General features: G+C 67.9%; 16 protein-coding genes. 8 read left to right on the forward strand and 8 right to left on the reverse strand.

The window, feature by feature from the left end; genetic code table 11:
* Positions 1–688: 688 nt before the first annotated feature.
* The 5 genes from thpD to F3T56_RS08920 form a co-directional block, all read right to left on the reverse strand.
* Positions 689–1,588, reverse strand: a complete 900-nt coding sequence (thpD, locus tag F3T56_RS08900; RefSeq protein ID WP_172638867.1) for an ectoine hydroxylase — start codon at positions 1,586–1,588, stop codon at positions 689–691.
* A 1-nt stretch (position 1,589) separates the two neighbouring features.
* Positions 1,590–1,994, reverse strand: a complete 405-nt coding sequence (locus F3T56_RS08905) for an ectoine synthase (protein ID WP_149824163.1) — start codon at positions 1,992–1,994, stop codon at positions 1,590–1,592.
* Positions 1,995–2,014: 20 nt separating this feature from the next.
* A complete protein-coding gene (ectB, locus tag F3T56_RS08910; RefSeq protein ID WP_149824164.1) occupies positions 2,015–3,286 on the reverse strand; it encodes a diaminobutyrate--2-oxoglutarate transaminase in 1,272 nt (423 codons plus the stop codon).
* A 63-nt stretch (positions 3,287–3,349) separates the two neighbouring features.
* Positions 3,350–3,874 (reverse strand): diaminobutyrate acetyltransferase, encoded by a 525-nt coding sequence (gene ectA, locus F3T56_RS08915; protein ID WP_172638861.1) that lies wholly within the window; start codon positions 3,872–3,874, stop codon positions 3,350–3,352.
* Positions 3,875–4,218: 344 nt separating this feature from the next.
* On the reverse strand, positions 4,219–4,812 hold the full coding sequence (locus tag F3T56_RS08920; RefSeq protein WP_149824165.1) for a DinB family protein: 594 nt from the start codon (positions 4,810–4,812) through the stop codon (positions 4,219–4,221).
* Between the two features lie 155 nt (positions 4,813–4,967).
* Between F3T56_RS08920 and F3T56_RS08925 the strand changes: the two genes are divergently transcribed.
* The gene (locus F3T56_RS08925) at positions 4,968–6,164 is read left to right on the forward strand and encodes an RNA-guided endonuclease InsQ/TnpB family protein (RefSeq protein ID WP_149824166.1); all 1,197 of its coding nucleotides are present in this window, start codon (positions 4,968–4,970) and stop codon (positions 6,162–6,164) included.
* Positions 6,165–6,227: 63 nt separating this feature from the next.
* Here F3T56_RS08925 and F3T56_RS08930 read toward each other — a convergent pair whose 3' ends face one another.
* On the reverse strand, positions 6,228–7,328 hold the full coding sequence (locus F3T56_RS08930) for a pyridoxal-phosphate-dependent aminotransferase family protein (protein ID WP_149824167.1): 1,101 nt from the start codon (positions 7,326–7,328) through the stop codon (positions 6,228–6,230).
* 244 nt (positions 7,329–7,572) lie between these two features.
* Between F3T56_RS08930 and F3T56_RS08935 the strand changes: the two genes are divergently transcribed.
* The 4 genes from F3T56_RS08935 to F3T56_RS08950 are packed head-to-tail and all read left to right on the forward strand — an operon-like array spanning position 7,573 to position 11,210.
* On the forward strand, positions 7,573–8,436 hold the full coding sequence (locus F3T56_RS08935) for a transporter substrate-binding domain-containing protein (protein WP_149824168.1): 864 nt from the start codon (positions 7,573–7,575) through the stop codon (positions 8,434–8,436).
* A gap of 4 nt (positions 8,437–8,440) precedes the next feature.
* Entirely contained in the window at positions 8,441–9,292 is an 852-nt protein-coding gene (locus F3T56_RS08940; protein WP_149824169.1) for an amino acid ABC transporter permease, read from the forward strand.
* On the forward strand, positions 9,289–10,086 hold the full coding sequence (locus tag F3T56_RS08945; protein WP_149824170.1) for an amino acid ABC transporter ATP-binding protein: 798 nt from the start codon (positions 9,289–9,291) through the stop codon (positions 10,084–10,086). Before F3T56_RS08940 ends, F3T56_RS08945 begins: the two co-directional genes overlap by 4 nt.
* 32 nt (positions 10,087–10,118) lie before the next feature.
* The gene (locus tag F3T56_RS08950; protein WP_149824171.1) at positions 10,119–11,210 is read left to right on the forward strand and encodes an amidohydrolase family protein; all 1,092 of its coding nucleotides are present in this window, start codon (positions 10,119–10,121) and stop codon (positions 11,208–11,210) included.
* A 7-nt stretch (positions 11,211–11,217) separates the two neighbouring features.
* Here the strand turns inward: F3T56_RS08950 and F3T56_RS08955 are convergent, their stop codons facing one another.
* Together F3T56_RS08955 and F3T56_RS08960 are read right to left on the reverse strand one after the other, a co-directional pair.
* Complete coding sequence (locus F3T56_RS08955; RefSeq protein WP_149824172.1) at positions 11,218–11,700, reverse strand: SMI1/KNR4 family protein; 483 nt, start codon at positions 11,698–11,700, stop codon at positions 11,218–11,220.
* A 16-nt stretch (positions 11,701–11,716) separates the two neighbouring features.
* Positions 11,717–18,718, reverse strand: coding sequence for a golvesin C-terminal-like domain-containing protein (locus F3T56_RS08960; RefSeq protein WP_149824173.1), 7,002 nt, complete (start codon positions 18,716–18,718; stop codon positions 11,717–11,719).
* 440 nt (positions 18,719–19,158) lie between these two features.
* On the opposite strand from F3T56_RS08960, the gene F3T56_RS08965 reads away from it, so the two are divergent.
* The 3 genes from F3T56_RS08965 to F3T56_RS08975 are packed head-to-tail and all read left to right on the forward strand — an operon-like array spanning position 19,159 to position 22,575.
* Positions 19,159–20,013: an ABC transporter permease gene (locus F3T56_RS08965; RefSeq protein WP_149824305.1), complete on the forward strand. Its 855-nt coding sequence runs from the start codon at positions 19,159–19,161 to the stop codon at positions 20,011–20,013.
* Positions 20,010–20,897 (forward strand): carbohydrate ABC transporter permease, encoded by an 888-nt coding sequence (locus tag F3T56_RS08970; RefSeq protein WP_149824174.1) that lies wholly within the window; start codon positions 20,010–20,012, stop codon positions 20,895–20,897. Before F3T56_RS08965 ends, F3T56_RS08970 begins: the two co-directional genes overlap by 4 nt.
* A gap of 28 nt (positions 20,898–20,925) precedes the next feature.
* A complete protein-coding gene (locus F3T56_RS08975) occupies positions 20,926–22,575 on the forward strand; it encodes an extracellular solute-binding protein (protein ID WP_149824175.1) in 1,650 nt (549 codons plus the stop codon).
* The last annotated feature ends 2 nt before the right edge of the window (positions 22,576–22,577 follow it).

Raw genomic sequence — 22,577 nt, forward strand, 5'->3', positions numbered from 1 at the left:
TGTACTACGCAGGGCCGTGCCCAGAAGAGGCCACGCGCTACGCGTGAGAGACGTAACCCTTCCGAACGCCGACCAGTGGGGCGAACTGCTAATCCACAAGGCGACGCCAGATGTCGAGAGCCAGTGGACCGACTCCGGGAAGTCCTTCGACGAGCGGCACTTGAAGGGGCGCGCCGGGTGTGAAGGGTGCGAAGCTGCACAGTGTGGTGATTCGATGCATGTGGGGACAAGGATCGTAAGGCCGTGCTAACCCCCCACGAGTATGACTCGATCCTCGGTAAGCGGGTGTACGACTGGCGGCACGTCTGCTTGACGACCTGCTGAACAAGGGAATCCCCCCAGCCCAGGTCGCGGAATGGGCCGGAAACAGCGTGCCCGTACTCCTGCGCACGTATGCGCACTGCATCAAGGGTGAACTCGACCAGTACAAGGAGCGATGGAGGAGGGCCCCGACCTCTCGGACGCCGCCTAACGGCTCGGAAAACCTGCCCGCGTATTGCCCGTGGGCAGCCGTAGAGGCCCGGTGACAGCCGGACACAGTCGGACCCGCACACCCTCTGGGGAGGCGGGTCCGACTGCTTTTCTGGGCGCTGACGGGCCGTGCCGTGAGACGGAGGCAGGGGTGTCCTCCGACTCGCCACGGTGCCCGGCCGCAGCCCTGTTTTGCCTGTTCATCGGCTATGCGAGGTCAGCTCACCGGCGTGAAGTCCCGCGCCCCGATGAACTCCGGTCGCCGTACCGGCGCCGCGAACGGCTCCACCGCCGCGTTCTCCACGCTGTTGAACACGATGAAGACGTTGCTGCGGGGGAAGGGCGTTATGTTGTCGCCGGAGCCGTGCATGCAGTTGCAGTCGAACCAGGTCGCCGAGCCGGCCTTCCCGGTGAAGAGCTTGATGCCGTACTCGGAGGCCATCGCGGTGAGTGCCTCGTCGGACGGGGTGCCTGCGTCCTGCATCTGGAGGGATTGCTTGTAGTTGTCCTTCGGGGTGGCCCCCGCGCAGCCGAGGAACGTCCGGTGCGACCCCGGCATGATCATGAGGCCGCCGTTGGTGTCGAGGTTCTCGGTCAGGGCGATCGAGACGGACACCGTGCGCATGTTCGGCAGGCCGTCCTCGGCGTGCCAGGTCTCGAAGTCCGAGTGCCAGTAGAAGCCGGACGCGCCGAAGCCCGGCTTCACGTTGATCCGGGACTGGTGGACGTACACGTCCGAACCGAGGATCTGCCGGGCCCGTCCGACGACCCGCTCGTCGCGTACCAGCTGAGCGAACAGCGCACTGATCCGGTGCACCTCGAAGACCGACCGGATCTCCTTGGACTTCGGCTCGATGATCGACCGCTCGTCGGCCCGGATCGCCGGATCGGTGATGATCCGCTCCAACTCCTGCCGGTAGACGGTGACTTCGTCCGGGGTGATGAGCTCCTCGACGGCGAGGAAGCCGTCGCGCTCGTACGCCTGGAGGTCGGTGAGGGAGGCCGGTCCCGGCGTGCCGGGGGCGCCCCACACGACCGGGTCCTGACGCGGCACGTGCACCTCGGTGGCGCCGCGGCTGGGGTAGAGATCGGTGACGGTGGTGGTGGTCATGGTGATGTCACACCTCCTCGGGTTCGGTGAGCAGGGGGTAGACGCCGTTCTCGTCGTGGTCCTCCCGGCCGGTCACGGGCGGGTTGAAGACGCAGATGCAGCGGAAGTCCTCCTTGATCCGCATCGTGTGCCGCTCGTGCCCGTCGAGGAGGTACATGGTGCCGGGCGTGATCGTGTACTTCCGCCCGGTCTCGTCGTCGGTGAGCTCGGCCTCGCCCTCGACGCACACCACGGCCTCGATGTGGTTCGCGTACCACATCGACGTCTCCGTACCGGCGTAGAGGACCGTCTCGTGCAGGGAGAAGCCCACCCTCTCCTTGGCGAGGACGATGCGTTTGCTCTCCCATGTGCCGGACGCGGACTGTACGTGGCGGTCGGTGCCTTCGAGATCCTTGAAAGAACGGACGATCACGGTCGGTTCAGGCCTCCTTCTCAGACGGTTTCGCGGACGGCGCGGGCCAGCGTGCGCAGGCCCTCGTCCAGTTCTTCGGGGGTGATGGTGAGGGCGGGCAGCAGTTTGACGACCTCGCCCTCCGGGCCGGACGTCTCGATCAGCAGCCCGAGTTCGAAGGCCCGCCGGGCGATCCGCTCCGCGCGATCCTTGTTGTGGAACTCGATGCCCCACACCAGCCCGCGCCCCCGGTACTCCTTCACATCGGCGAGGTTCTCCTCGGTGATCGAGATCAGCGCCTGCTCGATCTGCTCGCCGCGCGCCCGGGTCTGCTTCTCCATGGCGGAGCCGTCCGCCCAGTACGTCTCAAGGGCGGCGGTGGCCGTCACGAACGCGGGGTTGTTGCCGCGGAACGTGCCGTTGTGCTCGCCCGGCTCCCAGATGTCCAGCTCGGGCTTGAACAGGCACAGCGACATGGGCAGTCCGTACCCGCTGATGGACTTGGAGACGGTGACGATGTCGGGGGTGATGCCCGCCTCCTCGAACGAGAAGAAGGCCCCCGTACGCCCGCAGCCCATCTGGATGTCGTCGACGATCAGCAGCATGTCCTGCCGCTCGCACAGGTCGGCGAGCGCGCGCAGCCACTCCGGGCGGGCGACGTTGATGCCGCCCTCGCCCTGTACGGTCTCCACGATCACGGCGGCGGGCTTGTTGAGTCCGGAGCCCTGGTCCTCCAGGAGCCGCTCGAACCACAGGAAGTCCTCGACCGTGCCGTCGAAGTAGTTGTCGAACGGCATGGGCGTGCCGTGCACGAGCGGGATACCGGCCCCGGCCCGCTTGAAGGCGTTGCCGGTGACGGCGAGGGACCCGAGGGACATCCCGTGGAAGGCGTTGGTGAAGGAGACGATCGCCTCCCGTCCCTTCACCTTCCGGGCCAGCTTCAGCGCGGACTCGACCGCGTTGGTGCCGGTCGGCCCCGGGAACATGACCTTGTACGGCAGATCGCGCGGCCGCAGCACCAGGTTCTGGAACGACTCCAGGAAGGCCCGCTTCGCGGTCGTCGACATGTCGAGCCCGTGGGTGACGCCGTCCCGCTCCAGATAGTCGATGAGGGCACGTTTGAGTACGGGGTTGTTGTGGCCGTAGTTGAGCGAACCGGCGCCGGCGAAGAAGTCCAGATACGTGTGGCCGTCCTCGTCGTACATACGGCTGCCCTGCGCGCGGTCGAAGACGGTGGGCCAGCCGCGGCAGTAGCTGCGCACCTCGGACTCCAGGGTCTCGAAGACGCTCAGGTCGGGCTGGGTGATGGTCACGGTCGATCGCTCCTCGATGCGTGGGGAGTGAGTGCGGGGAGAGCTCTTCGTACTTCTTCGGGTTCAGACGGCGAGCGGGCCGATGCGGTGCAGGACCTCCGGCTCGTGAGAGCCGTCCGGGAAGTCGGCCGCCTCGAACAGGACGGTGCGCTCGATGCTCGCGCCGTGACGTTCGGCGTACGCGGCGAACAGGCGCTCGGACGCGGTGTTGCCCGGTGTGATGGTGGTCTCGACGGTGGTCAGGGCCTGCCGACGGGCGACCCGTGCGGTGAGCCCGTCCAGCAGCGCGGCGGCGAGCCCGCGCCCCCGGTGCGCCTCGTCGACGGCCACCTGCCACACGAGGAGGGTGTCCGGCCGTTCCGGCCGCACGTACCCCGTCACGAACCCGACCGGTTCACCCGTCTCGTCCCGCGCCACCGCCGAGGTGTCGGCGAAGTCACGGCACCACAGCAGATAGCTGTACGACGAGTTCAGATCGAGGGTTCCGGAGTCCCCGGCGATACGCCACAGCGCGGCGCCGTCCGCCACGTCCGGGCGATCGATCCGAATCCCTTCCGCGATTTCCATTTCTGCTTGTGCGGCAGTCATGTGGCTTGAATTTACCGAGGGAGATTTTTAATTGCATTACCGCTCGGGGTTACGTATGGGCTGTTCATGTGTTATCGCGCGGGCGCGGGCGAGCGCACGAGAAGGGTGTCGAAATGTGTAGGTTTGACCGGAAATTACCACACAAAAAGGACCCCTTGTGGAGTAGGTCACATTTCTGCAACACTCGCGATATCGGCTCGAATTGTTGCCCCCTCGTCGCTCGTTAAATATGTGCGTTTACGAGAGAGGGGACTGGGCAGAAGAAAACGGGGCTCTGCTTGGATTAATCCGATGGGATTCTCGTTGGGAAATCTTTGCGGAGAGTCCGGGAAAGGGTGATGCGGTCACGCGCCGGTGACGCCGTCGATGCGTTCGCGCACGATGTCGGCGTGGCCGTTGTGCCGGGCGTACTCCTCGATCATGTGGATCAGGATCCACCGGAGGCTGACCTCCATCCCGCCCATCATCTGGCCGTCCGGGATCCGCCCGAGCGAGTCGAGAGCACGTCCCGCCACCGTCGCGCGACTGCGGGCGACCTCCCGCCGCCAGATGTCGAGCGCCTTGTCGAGCCCGCGCTCCGGGGAGAGCCGGTAACCCGTCCCCTCCTCGTACACGTAGGGAGCGTCCACGCCCGCGAACACCCGCTGGAACCAGTTCCGTTCGACCTCCGTCAGATGCTGCACGAGCCCCAGCAGCGTGAGCTCCGACGGCTCCGCCGACGCCGTCCGCGCCTGCGTGTCATCCAGCCCCGCACACTTCAACTCCAAGGTGGCCCGATGGAACTCCAGCCAACTCTCCAGCGTGGAGCCCTCGTCGCCGGTCATCAGGGGGATGGGGCGACCGTCGGGGAGGGTGGCGGGCGTCGTCGTACCGTCGGCGGGCGGGGCTGTGGCGTCGGTGGGCGTGCTCGTGGCGTCGGTGGGCTCGGAAGTGGTCATCGGGATTCCTCCGTGGATACCCCCGCCTTCAGGCGGGGGAGGGGACGGACTCCTGTGGAGCAGGGCAGGGAAAGCCGATTCGCCCTCCGGGTGGATCGGCGTCGACCATCAACTACTCCAGCATGCTCACAAGTTGATATGCTAGTTTGTGAGTCATGGTCACTCACGTGAAGCGGGCGTTCAAGTACCGCTTCTATCCGACCGATGCGCAGGCAGCCGAGCTGTCGCGCACGTTCGGATGCGTGCGGAAGGTCTACAACATGGCGCTCGCGGCCCGCACCGAGGCCTGGGCGCGGCTGGAGCGGGTCAACTACAACCAGACCTCGGTGATGCTGACGGCGTGGAAGAAGACCGAGGAACTGGCCTACCTGGGCGACGTCTCCTCCGTCCCGCTGCAGCAGGCACTGCGGCATCTGCAGACCGCCTTCGCGAACTTCTTCGCCAAACGCGCCAAGTACCCGCGCTTCAAGGCGAAGAAGAAGTCCCGTGCGAGCGCGGAGTACACCTCCTCGGCGTTCCGCTTCCGCGACGGGCGCCTGACGCTGGCGAAGATGGCCGACCCGCTCGATATCGTCTGGTCGCGTCCCCTGCCCGACGGGGCCACGCCGACCACGGTGACCGTCAGCCGGGACAGCGCGGGACGCTGGTTCGTCTCCCTGCTGTGCGAGGACCCATGGGTGAAGCCGCTCGCGGCTGCCGATGCGGCAGTCGGTATCGATGTCGGCCTGGACCACCTGCTCACCCTCTCCACCGGGGAGAAGATCGCCAACCCCAGGCACGAGCGCAGGGACCGGTGCAAGCTGGCGAAGGCTCAGCAGGAACTGTCCCGCAAGGCCAAGGGCGATGGCGCCAACCGGCGCAAGGCCCGGGCGAAGGTCGCAAAGATCCACGCCCGGATCGCCGATCGCCGGCGGGATGTGCTGCACAAACTGACGACTCGACTCGTGCGTGAGAACCAAACGCTCGTGATCGAGGATCTGACCGTACGCAACATGGTCAAGAACCGGAGCCTGGCCCGCGCGATCAGCGATGCCGCGTGGTCTCAGTTCCGAAGCATGCTGGAGTACAAGGCCGACTGGTACGGACGGGAAGTGATCGCGGTCGACCGCTTCTTCCCCTCGTCCAAACTGTGCTCCGCCTGCGGCACCCTCCAGCCGGAGATGCCGCTGGGCGTCCGAACCTGGACGTGTGGCAGCTGTGGCACGGCCCATGACCGGGACGTGAACGCGGCGAAGAACCTTCTGGCCGCCGGGCTGGCGGTGTCTGTCTGTGGAGCTGGTGTAAGACCTCAACGGAGAACTCCGGGCGGGCAGTCGGCGGTGAAGCAGAAAACCCCACGGCGCGAGCCATAGGAATCCCCCTCGTTCACGAGGGGAAGGAAGTCAAGAGCCCACCCTCGCACGCGCCCCCGGCGCCTATCCCCAAGTCTCCGAAGCCGCCCGACGAGCCCCCTCCAAGTCGACCGTCAGCCCCGCCTCGGCCATCGCCGCCCCCAGCCCGGCCAGGCTGCCGTCTACTGCCTCGGGGGAGGCGTCCGGGCCGTAGTGGTTCACCCGGACCATCTCCTTGGCGAGGGCGCCGCCGCCCGCGGCCAGCGGCAGGGCGGGGTCCGCGGCCAGCGCCCTGGCGACCAGCTCGGAGGCGTCGACCCTGGCGGGGACGCGGAGGGTCGTGGCGACGGGCGCCGCGTCCCGCGCCTCGTACACGTACGGCTCCAGGCCGCCGCCCAGCGCGAGCGCACCGGCCCGGGTCGCCGCGGCGGCGGACGCGTGCCGGGCCATCACCGTGGCCGGCCCCGCCGCCTCGATCCGCTCCAGGCAGGCCTCCAGGGCGAGCATCTCCAGCTGGGCGGGCGCGTGGAGAAGGGCGCGTCGGCCGCCGTCGATCCAGCGCTCCTTCCAGTCGAGGAGCGAGAGGTACGACCGCCGCGGAGCCCGAGGATTCGCGGCCATCCGGGCCCACGCCCGCTCGCTCACGGAGATCGCCGACACCCCGGCCGGCCCACCCATGGCCTTCTGCGCGCCGATGACGCACAGGTCCACACCCCAGGCGTCGGGCAGCACCGGCTCGGCGCCGACGGACGCGACGGCGTCGAGGTAGAAGAGGGCGCCGTGCTCGCGTACGACCTCGCCGATCTCCGCGACGGGGTTCGTGTTGCCGGTCGCCGCCTCCGCGTGCACCAGGGACACGAAGTCGATGGCCGGGTGCTCGGCGAAGGCCTCCCGGATCCGCGCGGCCGTGACCGCCGTGTGGAAGGGCACCGCCAGGTCCACGACCGTCGCCCCGCAGTCCCGCAGCCAGTTCCCGAAGGTCTGCCCATACGGACCGGTGATCACGTTCAGCGCGGTCGTACCGGGCCCGGCGGCCCCCCGGATCGCCCCCTCCAGCGGCAGCAACGCCTCGCCCTGCGTGATCACCACGTCCTGCTCGGTGGAGAGCAGCCGGGCCACCCGGTCCTCGATCGACGCGAAGTGCGCCGCGCTCAACGGGGCCAGGTCCAGAAACGGGTGCGTCACGGGGTGCTCTCTTCGCTCACGGGGTAGACCGGGGTAGGTGGTGTCGAGGGTATCGACGGCGTGTCAAGGAGTGCCGATGGCATGTCGAGGAGTACTGACGGCCCCAACTCGCCCCGCACCGACGACATCTGAGGCCAGGCGGCCCAGTAGCCATCGGATTGGTTTGAGCAAGTCAAACATCTCCTTATAATCGGAAGTCTGCGCTCTCTCTGTTTTCTTTCTTTCCCTCACAGGAGGTCTCCCCGTGAACTCGGTCCTCGGACGCCGGTCCCGCATCCTGGCCGCCACCACCGCCACGGCCGGGATGCTGTTCGTCGCCGGCTGCTCCTCGACCGACGACGGCGGCAGCGGCACCACGACCGCCGCCGGTGGGGTCGAGCTGGTCAAGGCCGGTCAGCTCACCACCTGCACCCACCTCCCGTACCCGCCGTTCCAGTCGGAGATCGACGGCAAGGTGCAGGGCTTCGACGTGTCGCTGATCGACCTCGTCGCCGAGGACCTGGGCGTGAAGCAGGAGATCCTCGACACGCCGTTCGAGAACTTCAAGACGGGTGCCTTCCTGAACTCCGGCGAGTGCGACCTCGCCGCGGCCGGCATGACGATCACCGAGGAGCGCAAGAAGAACGTCGACTTCTCCGACCCGTACTTCGACGCCACCCAGGCCGTCCTCGCCGACAAGAAGGCCGGCATCGGCTCCTTCGCGGACCTCGAGGGCAAGAAGGTCGGCACCCAGGCGCAGACCACCGGTGAGGACTACGCCAAGAGCCAGGGCCTCGACCCGGTCTCCTTCGAGTCCTCCGACGCCGTCCTCAACGGTCTGCGCGCCGGCCAGGTCGACGCCGTCGTCATCGACTACCCGGTCGTCCAGGGCTGGCTGAAGGACAAGGCCAACGCCGACGCCTTCGAGGTCGCCGAGCAGATCAACACCGGTGAGCAGTACGGCTTCACGGTCAAGAAGGGCAACGCCAAGCTCCTCGCCGCCGTCAACAAGGCGCTCGCCGAGGCCAAGGCCGACGGCGTGTACCGCGAGCTGTACGAGCAGTGGATCGGCCCGTACGACGAGAGCGCCGCCTCCGCCTCCGCCTCCCCGTCGGCCTCGGCCTCCTGACCCCATGACGGACACGGACATACCGCCCCAGCCGTCCCGGTCGCTTCAGCCGAAGAAGAAGGGCCTGACCCGGCGCCAGAAGCGCAGCCTCTCGCGCGGCGTCCAGTACGCCGTCTTCGTCGCCGCCGTGATCGCCTTCGCGGTCTCGGCCGACTGGGACCGGCTGAAGAACCAGTTCGCGCAGGCCGACATCGCCGAGCAGATGTTCCCCGACGTCATCACCATGGCGCTGAAGAACACCGTGCTCTACACCCTGTCCGGCTTCGCCGTCGGCCTGGTGCTCGGCATGGTCATCGCGCTGATGCGGCTGTCGTCGGTGGGCCCGTACCGCTGGTTCGCCGGTGTGTACATCGAGATCTTCCGCGGTCTGCCCGCCCTGCTGATCTTCATCTTCATCGGCGTCGCCGTCCCGCTCGCCTTCCCCGGCACGGAGATCGTCGGCGGCACCTACGGCAAGGTCGCCCTGGCGCTCGGCCTGGTAGCGGCGGCGTACATGGCGGAGACCATCCGGGCGGGCATCCAGGCCGTCCCCAAGGGGCAGATGGAAGCGGCCCGCTCACTGGGCTTCTCACCCGCCCGTGCCATGATCTCGATCATCATCCCCCAGGCGTTCAGGATCATCCTGCCGCCCCTCACCAACGAGTTGGTGTTGCTGTTCAAGGACTCCTCACTCGTCCTGTTCCTCGGCGTCACCCTGGATGAGCGCGAACTGTCCAAGTACGGCCGCGATCTGGCCAGTACCACCGCCAACTCCACGCCGATCCTCGTCGCCGGCCTGTGCTACCTGCTGGTGACCATCCCGCTCGGCTTCGTCGTGCGGCGCATGGAGGCGAAGGCTCAGGAGGCCGTGAAATGAGCCGATCGGAAATCGAAGTACGCGGACTGCACAAGTCGTTCGGCGACAACGAGGTGCTGCGCGGCATCGACCTGGAGATCAACCAGGGTGAGGTCGTGTGCGTCATCGGCCCCTCAGGCTCCGGCAAGTCGACGCTGCTGCGGTGCGTGAACCTCCTGGAGGAGCCCACCAAGGGCCAGGTCTTCGTCGGCGGAACGGAGTTGACGGACCCCGACGTCGACATCGACGCCGTACGCCGCCGTATCGGCATGGTCTTCCAGCAGTTCAACCTCTTCCCGCACCTCACGGTGACCGAGAACCTGACCCTGCCGCAGCGCCGGGTTCTCAAGCGGGACAAGGCGAAGGCGGCCGCCGTGGCCGCCGAGAACCTGGAGCGGGTGGGCCTCGCGGAGAAGGCGAACGCCTACCCGTCCTCCCTCTCCGGCGGCCAGCAGCAGCGCGTGGCCATCGCCCGCTCGCTCTCCATGGGCCCCGAGGTGATGCTCTTCGACGAGCCGACCTCCGCGCTCGACCCCGAACTGGTGGGCGACGTCCTCGCGGTCATGCGCATGCTCGCCGAGGAGGGCATGACGATGATGGTGGTGACCCACGAGATGACCTTCGCCCGCGAGGTCGCCGATCGCGTCGTCTTCATGGACGACGGAGTGATCGTCGAGGACGGCACTCCCGCCCAGGTCATCGGCAACCCGGCCCACGAGCGGACCCGCCACTTCCTGTCCAGGCTGCTGGACCCGGCGATGGCGGACGTGGAGGAGGAGACGTCGGACCAGGTGGGCGGAGAGACTGAGGACTGATGGGGGTGCGGGCCCCTACTAAGGTGCGGAGCATGAGCGAGCGCGCGGTGCTGCATGTGAAGGGCCGGATCCTGGTCGGACCCGAGGAGGTCCGGGACGAGCTGTGGGTGATCGACGGCCGTGTGTCGTACGACCGCCCCGCCGGTGCCCGGGATGTCCGTACCGTCGAGGGCTGGGCGCTGCCCGGCCTGGTGGACGCGCACTGCCACGTGGGCCTCGGCGCGGACGGTCCGGTGGACGCGGACGCGGCGGAGAAGCAGGCCCTGACCGACCGGGACGCCGGCACCCTGCTGATCCGCGACGCGGGCTCGCCCTCCGACACCCGCTGGATCGACGACCGCGAGGACCTCCCGAAGATCATCCGCGCCGGCCGCCACATCGCCCGCACCCGCCGCTACACCCGGAACTACGCCTGGGAGATCGAGCCGGACGACCTGGTGGCGTACGTGGGGCAGGAGGCCCGGCGCGGCGACGGCTGGGTGAAGCTGGTGGGCGACTGGATCGACCGCGAGGTGGGTGACCTGTCACCGTGCTGGCCGCGCGAGGCGGTGGAGGCGGCGATCACGGAGGCCCACCGCCTGGGCGCCCGCGTAACGGCCCACTGCTTCGCGGAGTCGTCGTTGCGCGACCTGGTCGAGTCGGGCATCGACTGCATCGAACACGCGACGGGCCTGACGGACGACCTGATCCCGTTGTTCGCTTCCCGAGGCGTGGCGATCGTCCCCACCCTGGTCAACATCGCCACCTTCCCGAAGCTGGCCGAGGGCGGCGAATCCAGATTCCCCCGCTGGTCCACCCATATGCGCCGCCTCCACGCCCACCGCTACGACACAGTCCGCAACGCCTACGACGCCGGCATCCCGGTCTACGTAGGCACAGACGCGGGCGGCACCCTGCCCCACGGGTTGGTGGCAGAGGAGGTGGCGGAACTGGTCACGGCCGGCATCCCCCCGGTCGAAGCCCTGTCGGCGACAACCTGGAGCGCCCGCGAGTGGCTGGGTCGCCCCGGCCTGGACGAGGGCGCGGCAGCGGACCTGGTGGTGTACGAACGGGACCCCCGCACCGATGTACGCGTGCTGGGGGCCCCGCTGAGGGTTGTGCTGAACGGGCGGGTCGTCGGGTGATCAGAGATCAGTCCGCGTCGTCGCCGTAGGTGCGACACGAGACAAGGCCGTGCAGAAACTCCGAGAACGAAGGCGCGAGGCGCCTCGGAACCCTGTCCTCATCGACGTACGACACGGAAGGCTCACCGAGCGGCCCGCACTCGGAATAGTCGAGCATCACCGTGTCGTGCCCGGCGGAGGGAGTGATACCGAGGACGACGCCGATCTCGGGATACCTCCATTCAGCGATCAGGCGGCGTGACACGACATCCACTCCCCATGTACCCCCGACCCCCCAGACCACGTCGAGGCACACATGGTCCGGCGCCCACGACGTGGGGAATTCGGTGGGGAAGCAGCGATTTCGCAGCACGCCGCCGTTCTGGACGGACACCAGATCGACGTAGCTCTTCGGCAGGCGAACCTGAAGCACGTCCTCGGCGCGCCGAATCATCTCGGCATCCACCGGCGGGCCGACGTACTCGGATTCATCCGCTGGGTCGAAGATCATGATCCCGGACTCCGCTCTAACAGATCGAGAAACCGCCGGTATGGCCGGTTTGCGAGTGAACGGCCATGTCGACGAGCTGCATCACTCCGCAATCCTGGTGATGATGCCATGTCCACTTGCCCTTACGAGATGCCGCCGTGATGCCGGCCGCCCTGTCCGCCGCCGAGAAGTCCCTCCTCCTGTTGCCGGTCAAGGCGATGGTGACATCCGGTACGTTCGGGTGCCGGTAGGCGCTGAAGTCCGGGAACCCCTGGGCATCGAACGGCACCCCCGTGACCGGGTGATTGCCACCGGCGTGCTGAGCGTTGATCGGCCCGACGGGAGTTCCACCTGTGGCACACGTGCATGCAGCGGTGTGGCCGCCCACCGATCCCCCGCAGTTGTGCACGAGTACGGGCGTCTCACCTGCCAGCACGAGGTACGTGTGCAGGCCTTCGACGGTCAGGTTGTGGACCGTCGCCTGCGCCTTGCGCGCCTTGACGGCCGTGATCTGGACCCAGCTGCCGCCCCCCGAGCTCAACCACTGCCCGCGCTTCAGGTCGTCCGCGTCCACCCAGCGGCCCAGGTCCGGGAGCCAGAACCGGTGGCCGTCGGTGGCCGTGATCGTGGACGTCTTGCCGCCGGACTTGCCGTCCGTGTCGACGGTGAGGGTGACCAGGTGCTTGGTGCCGTCACCCTCGATCGTGCGCGTGACCGTGCGGGACTGCGCGTCGTCCGTCTCCACGTCCGACGCCGCGACCTTGTCGCCGATCTCGATGTCCTCGATCGGCTTCGTGGTGCCGTCGGCCATCAGGACCTGGGTGCCGGGAGTGAAGCTGTTGCCGATCTTGCAGGTGGCACCCGTGGCCGGCGGCGCGTCCGGGACCTTCGGCGGGGCCGGGGCGGGTGCCGGGTCTGCCGCCGGTGGATTGGTCGTGTTCGTCGGTGGGTTGGTCGTGTTCGTCGGGGGTGTGTCGGCGCCGCTGGTTGACGGAGGATTGCTCGTGGACGGCGTGGTCGCGCTCGGCGGTGTCGCGTTGTCGACCTGCCGGCCCACGTCGCTCGCGGTGTCGAGCGCCTCCAGCGCCTCGTCCCCGTACTTCGCCGCCTTCGCCGCCGTCGCCCCGTACCCCGCGAAGGGGATCGCGGAGGCGCAGGACAGGGCCGCGTCCACGTACTCGCCCTCGGCCGCGTACCAGCCGCAGTTGGCCAGGTCCGCGACCTCTCCCACGACCGGGATCAGGCCGACCACGTCCAGTGCGGCGTGACCGATGTCCGACCATGACAGGCCGAACAGGTGGCCGTCGATCTCTATGAACGAGATCGGGTTGCCGCCGGCGAAGGCGTAGCGGTTGCCGGTGAAGGGGTCCGTCGTGAGGCTCATGTCGGCGAGGGCGCCGCCGTACATGTCGCGGGTCAGGAAGCGGTTCAGGCCCGGGTCGTACGTCCGGAAGCCCATGTCGTACGTGCCGGACGTCGTGTCGTAGCGCTTGCCGTTGAAGCGGTACGAGTTGTACGGGTCTTCCGGTTCACCGCCCGACCCCGGCTTGTCGGCCCCCGTGAACTGGGCCGTGTCGTTCTTGCCGTACGCCGTGTAGCCGTACGTTGTTTTGGTGTCGCCGTCCTTGTCGGTCAGTGCCTCCACGTCACCGTGCGGGTGGTAGAGGTACTGCGTGGTCTCCGGGTCCTTGTCCTCCTCGTCCTTGATCTGGGTCAGCTTCTGGCCCCAGGACGCGTACTGGAAGGACGTGACACCCTCGTCCGTCACCTCCTCCTTCAGCGAGTGCGTCGTGATGCCCAGGTAGGTGAAGAGCGTGGTCTTCGCGTCGTCGCCGCTGCCGACCGCCTCCTTCACCGTGCGGTCGAAGGCGTCGTACGTCATGCGGGTCGTCTTCGCGGAGTCCCCGGACCCCGCCGTGATCGACGCCGGGCGGTCGAAGCCGTCGTAGCGGTACTTCTGGATCGTCTCGCCGCCGAAGGAGACGGTGTCGAGGCGGCCGAGCGGGTCGTAGTTGTACGTCGATGACGCGCCGTCCGCCGTGGAGGTGAGGAGGCGGTTGCGGTCGTAGCGGTGGGTCGTCGTCGTGTCGTCGACCGTCTGCCAGACCACGTTGCCGGCCGCGTCGTGCCGGTACTCCTCCGTCTTGTCGTCGTCGCCGGTCTTCGCGACCTTCGCGATGCGGTCCTGCGGGTCGTACGTGTACGCGTACGTGTTGTCGATCGTGTCGCCGTGGTCGTCGGCGTCCATCAGCTTCAGGACGTCCTCGACCTTGTGGCCGTTGGCGTTGTACTTCAGGGCGTGTTCGGCGACCAGGGTGTCGTCGGATTGCTTCTCCGTGGTCTTCTTCGTCGAACCGTCGAGGTAGTAGTCGACGGTCAGGACGTTGCCGTTCGGCTTGGTCTGCTTCGCCAGTTCGCCCCGGGCGGTGTATTCGAGCGAAGTGACCTGGCGGCCGTCCGCCGTCGCCGACGCCGCGTTGGTGATCCGCTCGACCCGGTTCAGCGGGTCGTAGTCCAGCTTGCTCCAGGTCAGGTCATGGGCCGTCGTCAGCGTGTTGCCGTTGGCGTCGTACGTCAGCGCGGTGGTGTTGCGCACGGAGTCGCCGTCGCGCTCGACGACCTTGCTGAGCTGGTTGAGCTCGTTGTACTCCAGGCTGTAGCGGTCGACCTCGACGCCGGGGCTGTTGTCGACGATCTCGATCTGGTTGCCGTTGGCGTCGTAGCGGTAGGAGAAGTCCTTCTCCTCGTTGTCCGTGTCCCCTTCGTTGTCGCGGACCAGCCGGACCGCGTCCGCGACGACCGTGCCGGTCGCCTTGTCGGTGAGGGTGATCGTCTGACCGGTGTCCTCGGCGAAGGCGTACTTGCCCAACGACCGCCATTCGCCCGGTAGTTCGGTCTGGTCCAGACTGCGAGTCTCCGTGCCGTCCTTGTGTTTGATCTCGTACGAGGCGTCCTTGGCCGCCCCGTCGACCTTCGGGTAGTGGACGTAGACGGTGTAGTCGCCGCTCTGCGGGATCGTCAGCTGCCAGACGAAGCGGTTCTCGCCCGAACCGGCCGTGTGGGTCTGCGCGTTGTAGCCGTACGAGCCCGCGGCGGCCGTCTCGTCCCAGGTGCCCTGGGTGGCCGTGTTGTTGATGTCGGAGTTGTCGACGAGCGCGACCTGGAGGCCGACCGGAACACCGTCGTCCGAGCGGGACTTCAGCGCGCCGCTCGGGTAGAACGACGAGTCGAGGGTCCGGCTGACCGAATCGCCCGCGCTGGTCAGGGTGTTCTGGATCTGCTGGCCGAGAGCGTTGTACTCGTAGGTGTTCTCGATGTCGTAGGCGTCCGTGGACGTCTTGATCCAGCCGGTGTCGAAGTAGGTGTACTCCGTCTCGTTACGGACGCTCTGGCCCTCCGACGGCGGCGCGCTGACCTTCTTCACCCGGCTCAGCGCGTCGTACTCGTACGTCGTCCGGTCGGGTGTGTTGTAGCGGCCGTCGTCGGGGTCGTAGGGGCTCAGGGTCTCCTTGACCCGGTTCAGCTCGTCGTAGATCGTCTCGGAGGCGAAGTCCTTCGCGTCGTCGCCGGTCTCCATACCGCGCGGCGTGATGACCCGAGTCTGGTTGCCGACCTCGTCGTACTCGAAGCGCGTCTTGCGGACGACCCCGTCGTCGTGCGGGACGTGGGCCTCGGCCAGAGCACCTCGGGGGTCCAGGATCAGCTCGGTGCGGTTGCCGTTCGCGTCGGTGGTGGCGGTGGTCAGACCGTCCCAGTCGTAGGTGCTCGTCGTCGACTTCCCGGCAGCGTCGGTGGTTTCCAGCAGCCGGTGGTCGAGGTCGTAGCGGAACTTGCTGGTGTAGTCGTCCGGGTCCTCGGTCTCGTTCTTGCGGGCGTCGACGACCTTCACCAGGTCACCGACGTCGTTGTAGAAGGCCGAGGCGCGCTTGCCGGCCGCGTTGACCGCCTCGATCGGCTGGTACACCTCGTCGTACTTCGTCGTCGAGGTGAAGTCGCCCGGGGTGTCGGTCAGATTGCCCTTGGGCTCGGTCGCGGTGAGCTGGTTGCCGACCTTGTCGTAGGTGAACGTCGACACCCGGTCCGGCGAGCCCTCCTCGTCGCCCGGCTGGGTGGTCTTCAGCAGCTGGTCCGCCGCGTCGTACTCGCTGCTGGTCGACACCTCGTTCGGGGCGGTGAAGACCAGGGTGTTGTCGTTGCGGTCGTACTCCGGGGCGGGCGTGACGATGAACACGCCGGCCTTCTGGTCCTTCGGCCTGCGGTTCTCCAGCGGACGCGCGAACAGGTCGTACGTCTGCGTGGTCGTCGCCCCGTCGGCCTCCTCGACCTCGGTGACATTGCCGCGCACGTCGTACGTCGTCGTCGTACGGTTGCCGAGGGCGTCGACGATCACCCGCGGATATCCGGACGGGTCGTGGTCCTCGAACTTCGTGGTGTGCTCGCCCGCGTCGGTGGCGGAGGTGAGTCGGCCGCGGGCGTCGTAGGCGTTGGTGGAGGTGTAGTCGCCGTCGGGCTCGCTCGCCACGCCCTTCGGGTCGGTGACCGAGGTCATGTTGCCGCGCGCGTCGTAGCCGAACTGCCAGGTACGGCCCTCGGGGGAGACGCGGCGCACCAGGTCGGCGATGTAGCCGTTCTCGCCGGTCGCGTAGGTGAAGGTGGCGGCGGGACGGTCGTTCTTGACGCTCTCGGCGTCCTTCGCCTCCAGCGGGTAGCCCGTCTTGGGGTCGTACTTCCAGGTGCGGGCCGCCCCGTTGTTCTCCTCAAGCCGGGTGACGTTGTTGTCCGCGTCCCAACCCAGCTTGGTGGTCCGCTTCTTGGCGTCGGTCAGCTTCACCGGGCGGCCGTAGCCGTCCATCAGCTGAGTGGCCGGGTTGCCCTCGGCGTCCGTGACGACCGTCTCGGTCCCCTTGCCGTCATGGCCGTCGGGGTCCTTGTAGCGGTACCCGGTCACGCCCTTGAGCCGGTCCGTGATCGCCTTGGTGTACCCCAGGTAGTGCAGCTGGTCCTTGTCGTCGTGCGGGCCGATGTAGTCCAGCTTGGTGGCGTTCCCCTCCGGGTCGGTGACGGAGACCAGCTTCAGCCCGGGGTGGTCGAACTCCTTGCCGTAGTTGAACTTGAATACTTTGCGCAGCTTGTCGTTCGTCGAGTTCGCCCCGTCCGTCAGCCGCGCGAGCAGGCCCTTCTCGGTGAACGTGAAGTCGATCCGCCGCCCGGAGACGTCGGTGACGGAACGGACCTTGTCGATGATGAACGGGTTCAGGAGATGCTTGCCCTCCTGGACCTCACCGTCCTTGTCGACGTACGTGTAGGGCTCGCCCTTCTCCCAGTAGTCGACGGTGAGGGTGCGCCGGCCCTCGGCGTCGGTGACGTACTTCAGCAGCTTCGACGGGTGCCCGAGCAGCCGCTCCTCGTACGTGAACTCCATCCGGTTGCCGTTCTTGTCGACCTGGGCGCTCGGATAGCCCTGGCAGTCGAAGAGGAACCGGGTGCGGTCCGGGCGCAGGAACTCCCAGGCCTCCCGCTGGTGCGGATGGAGCAGACAGTCCTTCTCCAGCTGCTTGACCCGGAAGTGGACCCCGGCGGGGGAGTCCCACTCGCCCTTCTTGTTCTTGCTGAAGACATGGCTCGTGCCGTCGCCGTCGGTCAGCGTGATCTGCTTGGGCAGCAGCGCGGCCGGATGGAAGTCCAGCGGGGTGCCGAGGCGGACCGGCGAGGACGCCTGCATCGACCAGCCGAAACCGGCCGGAGTGCTGGACGCGTCCTGCGAGTTGTAGGCCATCCGCAGGAACGTCGAGAAGCCCAGCGAGGGGTTCGAGAAGGCGTTGTACGACCACACCGCGTTGCCGGCGTGAAGATTGCTCATCACCGCCGAACCCGAGCCGGTGTTCTTCCCCGCGTACGAGTAGAAGTCCTCCAGACCGAGCTGGCCGGAGGTCGGGTACTCGGCCGTCACCTCGTGCTTCGACGGCGGCACCCCGTCCGTCTCGGAGAGCCAGTCACCGGTGGCCTTCTCCCTGAGGTCCCACTCCAGGCCGAACGTCAGCCGCTTGTCGAGCGGGTCGACGAGCACCGGGGCCTTCAACTCCGCGTCGAAGGTGACCGTTTCGCCCGGCTGCACATCCTTCGGCAGCGGGGTCGCGTCCTTGTTGAGGAGGTTGGTGACGTCCTTACCGTCCAGGTACCAGCGGTACGACAGGACACGCTCGCCCTTCTTCCACACCGTGGCCGTGGTGTTGGTGAGCGTCGCCTCGACGGTGGCCTTCTCGCCGGGGATCATCCGCGCCGGCGTGTACGGCAGGAAGTACGTCTCGCCCTCGGGGGCGGCGAGCAGCTTGTCGCCGCGGGCCATCCGGCCGACGGCGGGCAGTTCGACCGCGCGCGCCGGGCTCGCCAGCAGCTTGCCCTGCTGGGTGCGGACGACGATCCGGTAGTGGTACGTACGGCCCTCGCCGTCGCCGTCGCCGTCGAGTGCCGGGGGCGCGGTGCGGTCGGCGAAGCTCCGGGTGTCCCGGCCGACGGGGGCGACCAGGGTCTCGTCGGTGGGGGTGAAGTCCTTCCGCGTGGACCGGTGGACCTCGTACTCCCTGAGGCCCTTGCCTTGGTACGCGCTCCAGGAGAGGTCGGCGCCGGTGGCGTGCGTGGTGCGGGGGACGGCGATGCGAACGCCGTCGGCCTCGCCCGAGACCCCTCGGTGGGTCACGGAGGAGCCGCCCCGGGCGCGGTCGAGGGAGATACGGGGCGGCTCGTAGTCGCTTTCGTTCTTGGCCTCGTCCTCGTCGTCACCGCCGAAGAGGCGCTCCAGGAGGCCGGGTTCGTCCTTGTCACCGGCGAGTTCACTGGCGGGACGCCAGCCCTCGCGGGGATCACTGGTATCGGGTTCGACCGCGGCCGCGGGTCTCGCCTCGCTCGTCCGGGCGGGAGTGGCGGGCGCGGTACTCATGATCAGGGCCGTCGCCACACCGCCGACCAGGGCGGCACGCAGACGGAAACGGCGGAGACGGATGCGGCGTAGGCGTAAACGGGCGTGGTCCAAGACTGCCATGAAGGGCTCCTTGTTCCCCGAAGGGCTCCTCGTTCCCCGTGGACACAGGGATCGCACAGGACTCGCCGGGCAGCACTGTGTACCAAGGGCCCCCAAAGACGTGTCAATGGCATGTCAAAAGGAGGGGTCGAATTTCGGACTGCGAATGATGAGGAGAAGTCCTGGTGGAGTGTGGGTCGTGGTGTGAAGCCGTAGAAGCGGAACGTCCGGAACCGGCCAGCGGGTCAACACCCCTTGTTTGTCGGGGCGGTTGACCGAGTCGTGAAACCGTTTTAACTTCCCCTCACTCCGACTTCGAGACCCGAGGGGGACCCGTGGCCGCTGTACTACGGGAACGAGCAGGTACCGAGGAGGTGAGGGCGGCGCGGCGTCGGCCGGACGGTGCGCCCCCGCGGCGAAAAGGTTTTCAGAGCCGGGGCTCGCTCGCCCTGGCGCTGCTCATGCTCCCCGGCCTCGCCTACTTCCTGCTCTTCCACTACGGCGCCCTGGCCGGCAACCTCATCGCCTTCAAGGAGTACGTGCCGTTCGACGGCATCTGGGGCAGCCCCTGGGTCGGCACGGGCAATTTTCGGCGGATGTTCGAGGACGCGGCGTTCTGGGACGCCGTCATCAACACGCTCTGGATCGCCGTCCTCCAGATCGTCTTCTACTTCCCGGTGCCGCTCGCCCTCGCCCTGCTCCTGCACACCCTCACCTACAGCAGCGTCCGCCGCTTCGTGCAGTCGGTGGCGTATCTGCCGCACTTCATCTCATGGGTGATCGTCGTCGCCCTGTTCCAACAGGTCCTCGGTGACACCGGACTGCTCAACTCGTCCCTGGACGGCATGGGGCTGCGCACCGTCGACATCATCGGCAACCCTGACGCTTTCCGGCCGCTCACCGTCGCCCAGGTCATCTGGAAGGACGCCGGCTGGGGCACGATCATCTTCCTCGCCGCGCTCGCCCAGGTCGACGAGCAGCAGTACGAGGCCGCCGCGATCGACGGGGCGGGCCCCTGGCGGCGCTTCTGGCACGTCACGCTGCCCGCCATCCGCCCGGTGATCGTGCTGCTGCTCATCATGCGGCTCGGCGACATCCTCTCCGTCGGCTTCGAGCAGATGCTGCTCCAGCGTGACGCGGTCGGCCCGGAGACCGCCGAGATCATCGACACCTTCGTCTACTACCAGGGCATCGTCGGCGGCGACTACGGATTCGCCGCCGCCGCGGGCCTGTTCAAGGGCGTCATCGGCGCCCTGCTCGTCTACGCGGCCAACAAGGTCGCTCATCGGCTCGGCGAACAGGGGGTCTACAGGTGAGCGCTCACGTTCGGCCGGGATGGATGGAGAAGCCCAAGCCCGTCACCCAGGCCGCGAAAGCGGTGGCCCTCGTCGCCGTGGTCCTCCTGGTTTGTGTGCCGTTCCTCGTCATCGTCTCCACCTCCCTCGCCTCCACCGACGAGGTCGTCGAGAACGGCGGCTGGGTGCTGTGGCCGACCGAGCCCTCGCTGGACGCGTACCGCGACATCCTCGACGGCGGCATCGTCACCCACGCCCTCGGCGTCAGCGCCTCAGTCACGCTCGCCGGCACCCTGCTCAGCCTCGCCTGCACGGTCACCCTCGCCTACGCCCTTTCCAGGCCCGGCGTCTTCGGCGGCAAGCCGGTCCTGCTGCTGATCCTGTTCACGTTCCTCTTCCCGCCCGGCATGATCCCGAGCTTCCTGCTGGTCAAGGAGCTGGGCTTGCTGGACAGTTACGCCTCGCTGGTCCTGCCCGTCCTCGTGAACGTCTTCAACCTCGTCGTCCTGCGCGGCTTCTTCCAGGGCATCCCCGAGGAGCTGTACGAGGCGGCGCGGCTGGACGGGGCGGGGGACTGGCGGGTGCTGTGGTCGGTGGTCCTGCCTCTGTCCAAGGCCGCGCTGGCCGTCGTAGGACTCTTCTACGCGGTGGCGTACTGGAACTCCTGGTTCTACGCCTCCCTCTACCTGGAGAGCGACCACTGGCCCCTGCAACAGGTCCTGCGGACGTACGTGGTCGCCGGGTCCGGACTGACCGACGCGACGACCGGCGAGGCCACCGTCACCGCACCGCAGACCGTGCAGATGGCGGTGCTGGTGATCGCCACCGTACCGATCCTGCTCGTCTACCCGTTCCTGCAGAAGTACTTCACCAAGGGCGTGCTCACCGGCGCCATCAAGAGCTGACGCACCCTGTATGGAAGGTGGTTCACCCATGCCCCGCATGTCCCGCCGTACGCTGCTCCGCTCCCTGGCCGCCGGTGGCGCGGCGGCCGCCGCGCCCTCCCTGCTGACCGCCTGCTCCACCGGCTCCGGCGACAGCGACGTGTCCAACGCGGGCAAGAAGCTCGCGCCCTGGCCGGCGTACCGTGCCGCGACCGGCCCGAAGCCGGACCTCGCGCCGACCGAGGCCGGAGTCCAGGCGGGCTACACCGCCTACCCCGCCGACCTGGTCAAGTCCGTCTCCCGCACCCCCGGCGACGGCTCGACCGTCAGAGTCATGTCGGTGTCGTTCGGCACCCCACCCAAGCCCGCTTCCGCGAACCGGTTCTGGGCGGCCGTCGAGAAGGCCCTCGGGGTGAAGATCGAGTACACGATCATCGCCCAGGCCGACTACCAGAAGAAGATGGCGACCGTCATGGCGGGCGACCCCGACACCCTGCCCGACATCATCAACGTCTTCTCCGGCTTCGTCCTGCCCCGCGAGCCCGAGTTCGTACGGCGCCGGGCCGAGGACCTCACCCCGTTCCTCTCCGGCGACGCGATCGCCGACTACCCCAACCTCGCGAACATCCCCACCCACGCCTGGCGCGACATGGGCCGCATCGGCGGACTGATCTACGGCATCCCGCTGGAGCGCCCCCTGCCCGGCTCCACGCTCTGGCTCAACCAGGGCATGTTCACCGACGCGGGCATGAAGGAGGGCTGGACCACGGACGACTTCGCCGCCGTCGTCAAGAAGGCCACCGGCGGCCGGACCTACGCGCTGGGCGCCGCCGCCGGCTCCAACTTCGGCAACGCCTTCCACGGCGCCGCCCACAACGCCCCCCAGGAATGGGCCGTCACCGAGGACGGCACCTTCCAGCCGGGCTGGGCCGACGAACGCTACAAGGCGGCCATCGCCTTCCAGTCCGGGCTCCGCGAGGCCGGCTCGTACCACCCCGACGCCACATCCATCTCCCAGATCGACCTGACCACCCTCTACTACAACGGCACGGTCGGCTCCATGCAGGACGGCTTCGGCGCCTATCTGCCCAAGTACCGTGAGAGCAAAGGAAAGTTGACCCCGGCGGCGGCCCTGCCGTACAGCGTCGGCGGCGAACCCGGCGGCATCGTCGCCGCCCGCCGCTCCTTCGGCTACACCGTGCTGAAGAAGGCGAAGAAGGAGCGCATCGAGCTGCTGCTCCGCATCCTCGACTACCTCGCCGCCCCCTTCGGCAGCCAGGAGTGGGAACTCGTCCACTACGGCGTCGAGGGCACCCACTTCACCCGCGCCGGTGACGGCTCCCCACAGGTCACCAAGCTCGGCGAGGTCGAGAACAACACCAACCTGCCGCTGAAGTACCTCGCCGAGGGGCCCCAGGTGCTGTTCGTGCCGGGCATGCCGGACGCCGTACGGGCCCTGCACACCTGGCAGCGGAAGGTCGTGCCGTACGCCATCCGCAACGCCTCCTTCGGGCTGCAGTCGGCGACGAAGAACTCCCAGGGCGCCAAGCTCAAGGCGCTCATCGACGACACCGTCACCGGCATCGTCGCCGGCCGCCTCCCGCTGTCCGAGTGGGACGCGACCGTGAAGAAGTGGCGTGCCGGCGGCGGCGACAGAATGGCCGAGGAATTCGCGAAGGACCACGCGGCCAACACGTGAGC

This window comes from Streptomyces tailanensis, assembly GCF_008386495.1.
Lineage (GTDB): Bacteria > Actinomycetota > Actinomycetes > Streptomycetales > Streptomycetaceae > Streptomyces > Streptomyces tailanensis.

Bases quoted from the DNA above. Each gene is read 5' to 3' on its own strand.
- ectA (WP_172638861.1), bottom strand. From the start codon at position 3,874: ATGACTGCCGCACAAGCAGAAATGGAAATCGCGGAAGGGATTCGGATC.
- F3T56_RS08920 (WP_149824165.1), bottom strand. From the start codon at position 4,812: ATGACCACTTCCGAGCCCACCGACGCCACGAGCACGCCCACCGACGCC.
- F3T56_RS08925 (WP_149824166.1), top strand. From the start codon at position 4,968: ATGGTCACTCACGTGAAGCGGGCGTTCAAGTACCGCTTCTATCCGACC.
- F3T56_RS08940 (WP_149824169.1), top strand. From the start codon at position 8,441: ATGACGGACACGGACATACCGCCCCAGCCGTCCCGGTCGCTTCAGCCG.
- F3T56_RS08945 (WP_149824170.1), top strand. From the start codon at position 9,289: ATGAGCCGATCGGAAATCGAAGTACGCGGACTGCACAAGTCGTTCGGC.
- F3T56_RS08950 (WP_149824171.1), top strand. From the start codon at position 10,119: ATGAGCGAGCGCGCGGTGCTGCATGTGAAGGGCCGGATCCTGGTCGGA.
- F3T56_RS08955 (WP_149824172.1), bottom strand. From the start codon at position 11,700: ATGATCTTCGACCCAGCGGATGAATCCGAGTACGTCGGCCCGCCGGTG.
- F3T56_RS08960 (WP_149824173.1), bottom strand. From the start codon at position 18,718: ATGGCAGTCTTGGACCACGCCCGTTTACGCCTACGCCGCATCCGTCTC.
- F3T56_RS08965 (WP_149824305.1), top strand. From the start codon at position 19,159: ATGCTCCCCGGCCTCGCCTACTTCCTGCTCTTCCACTACGGCGCCCTG.
- F3T56_RS08975 (WP_149824175.1), top strand. From the start codon at position 20,926: ATGCCCCGCATGTCCCGCCGTACGCTGCTCCGCTCCCTGGCCGCCGGT.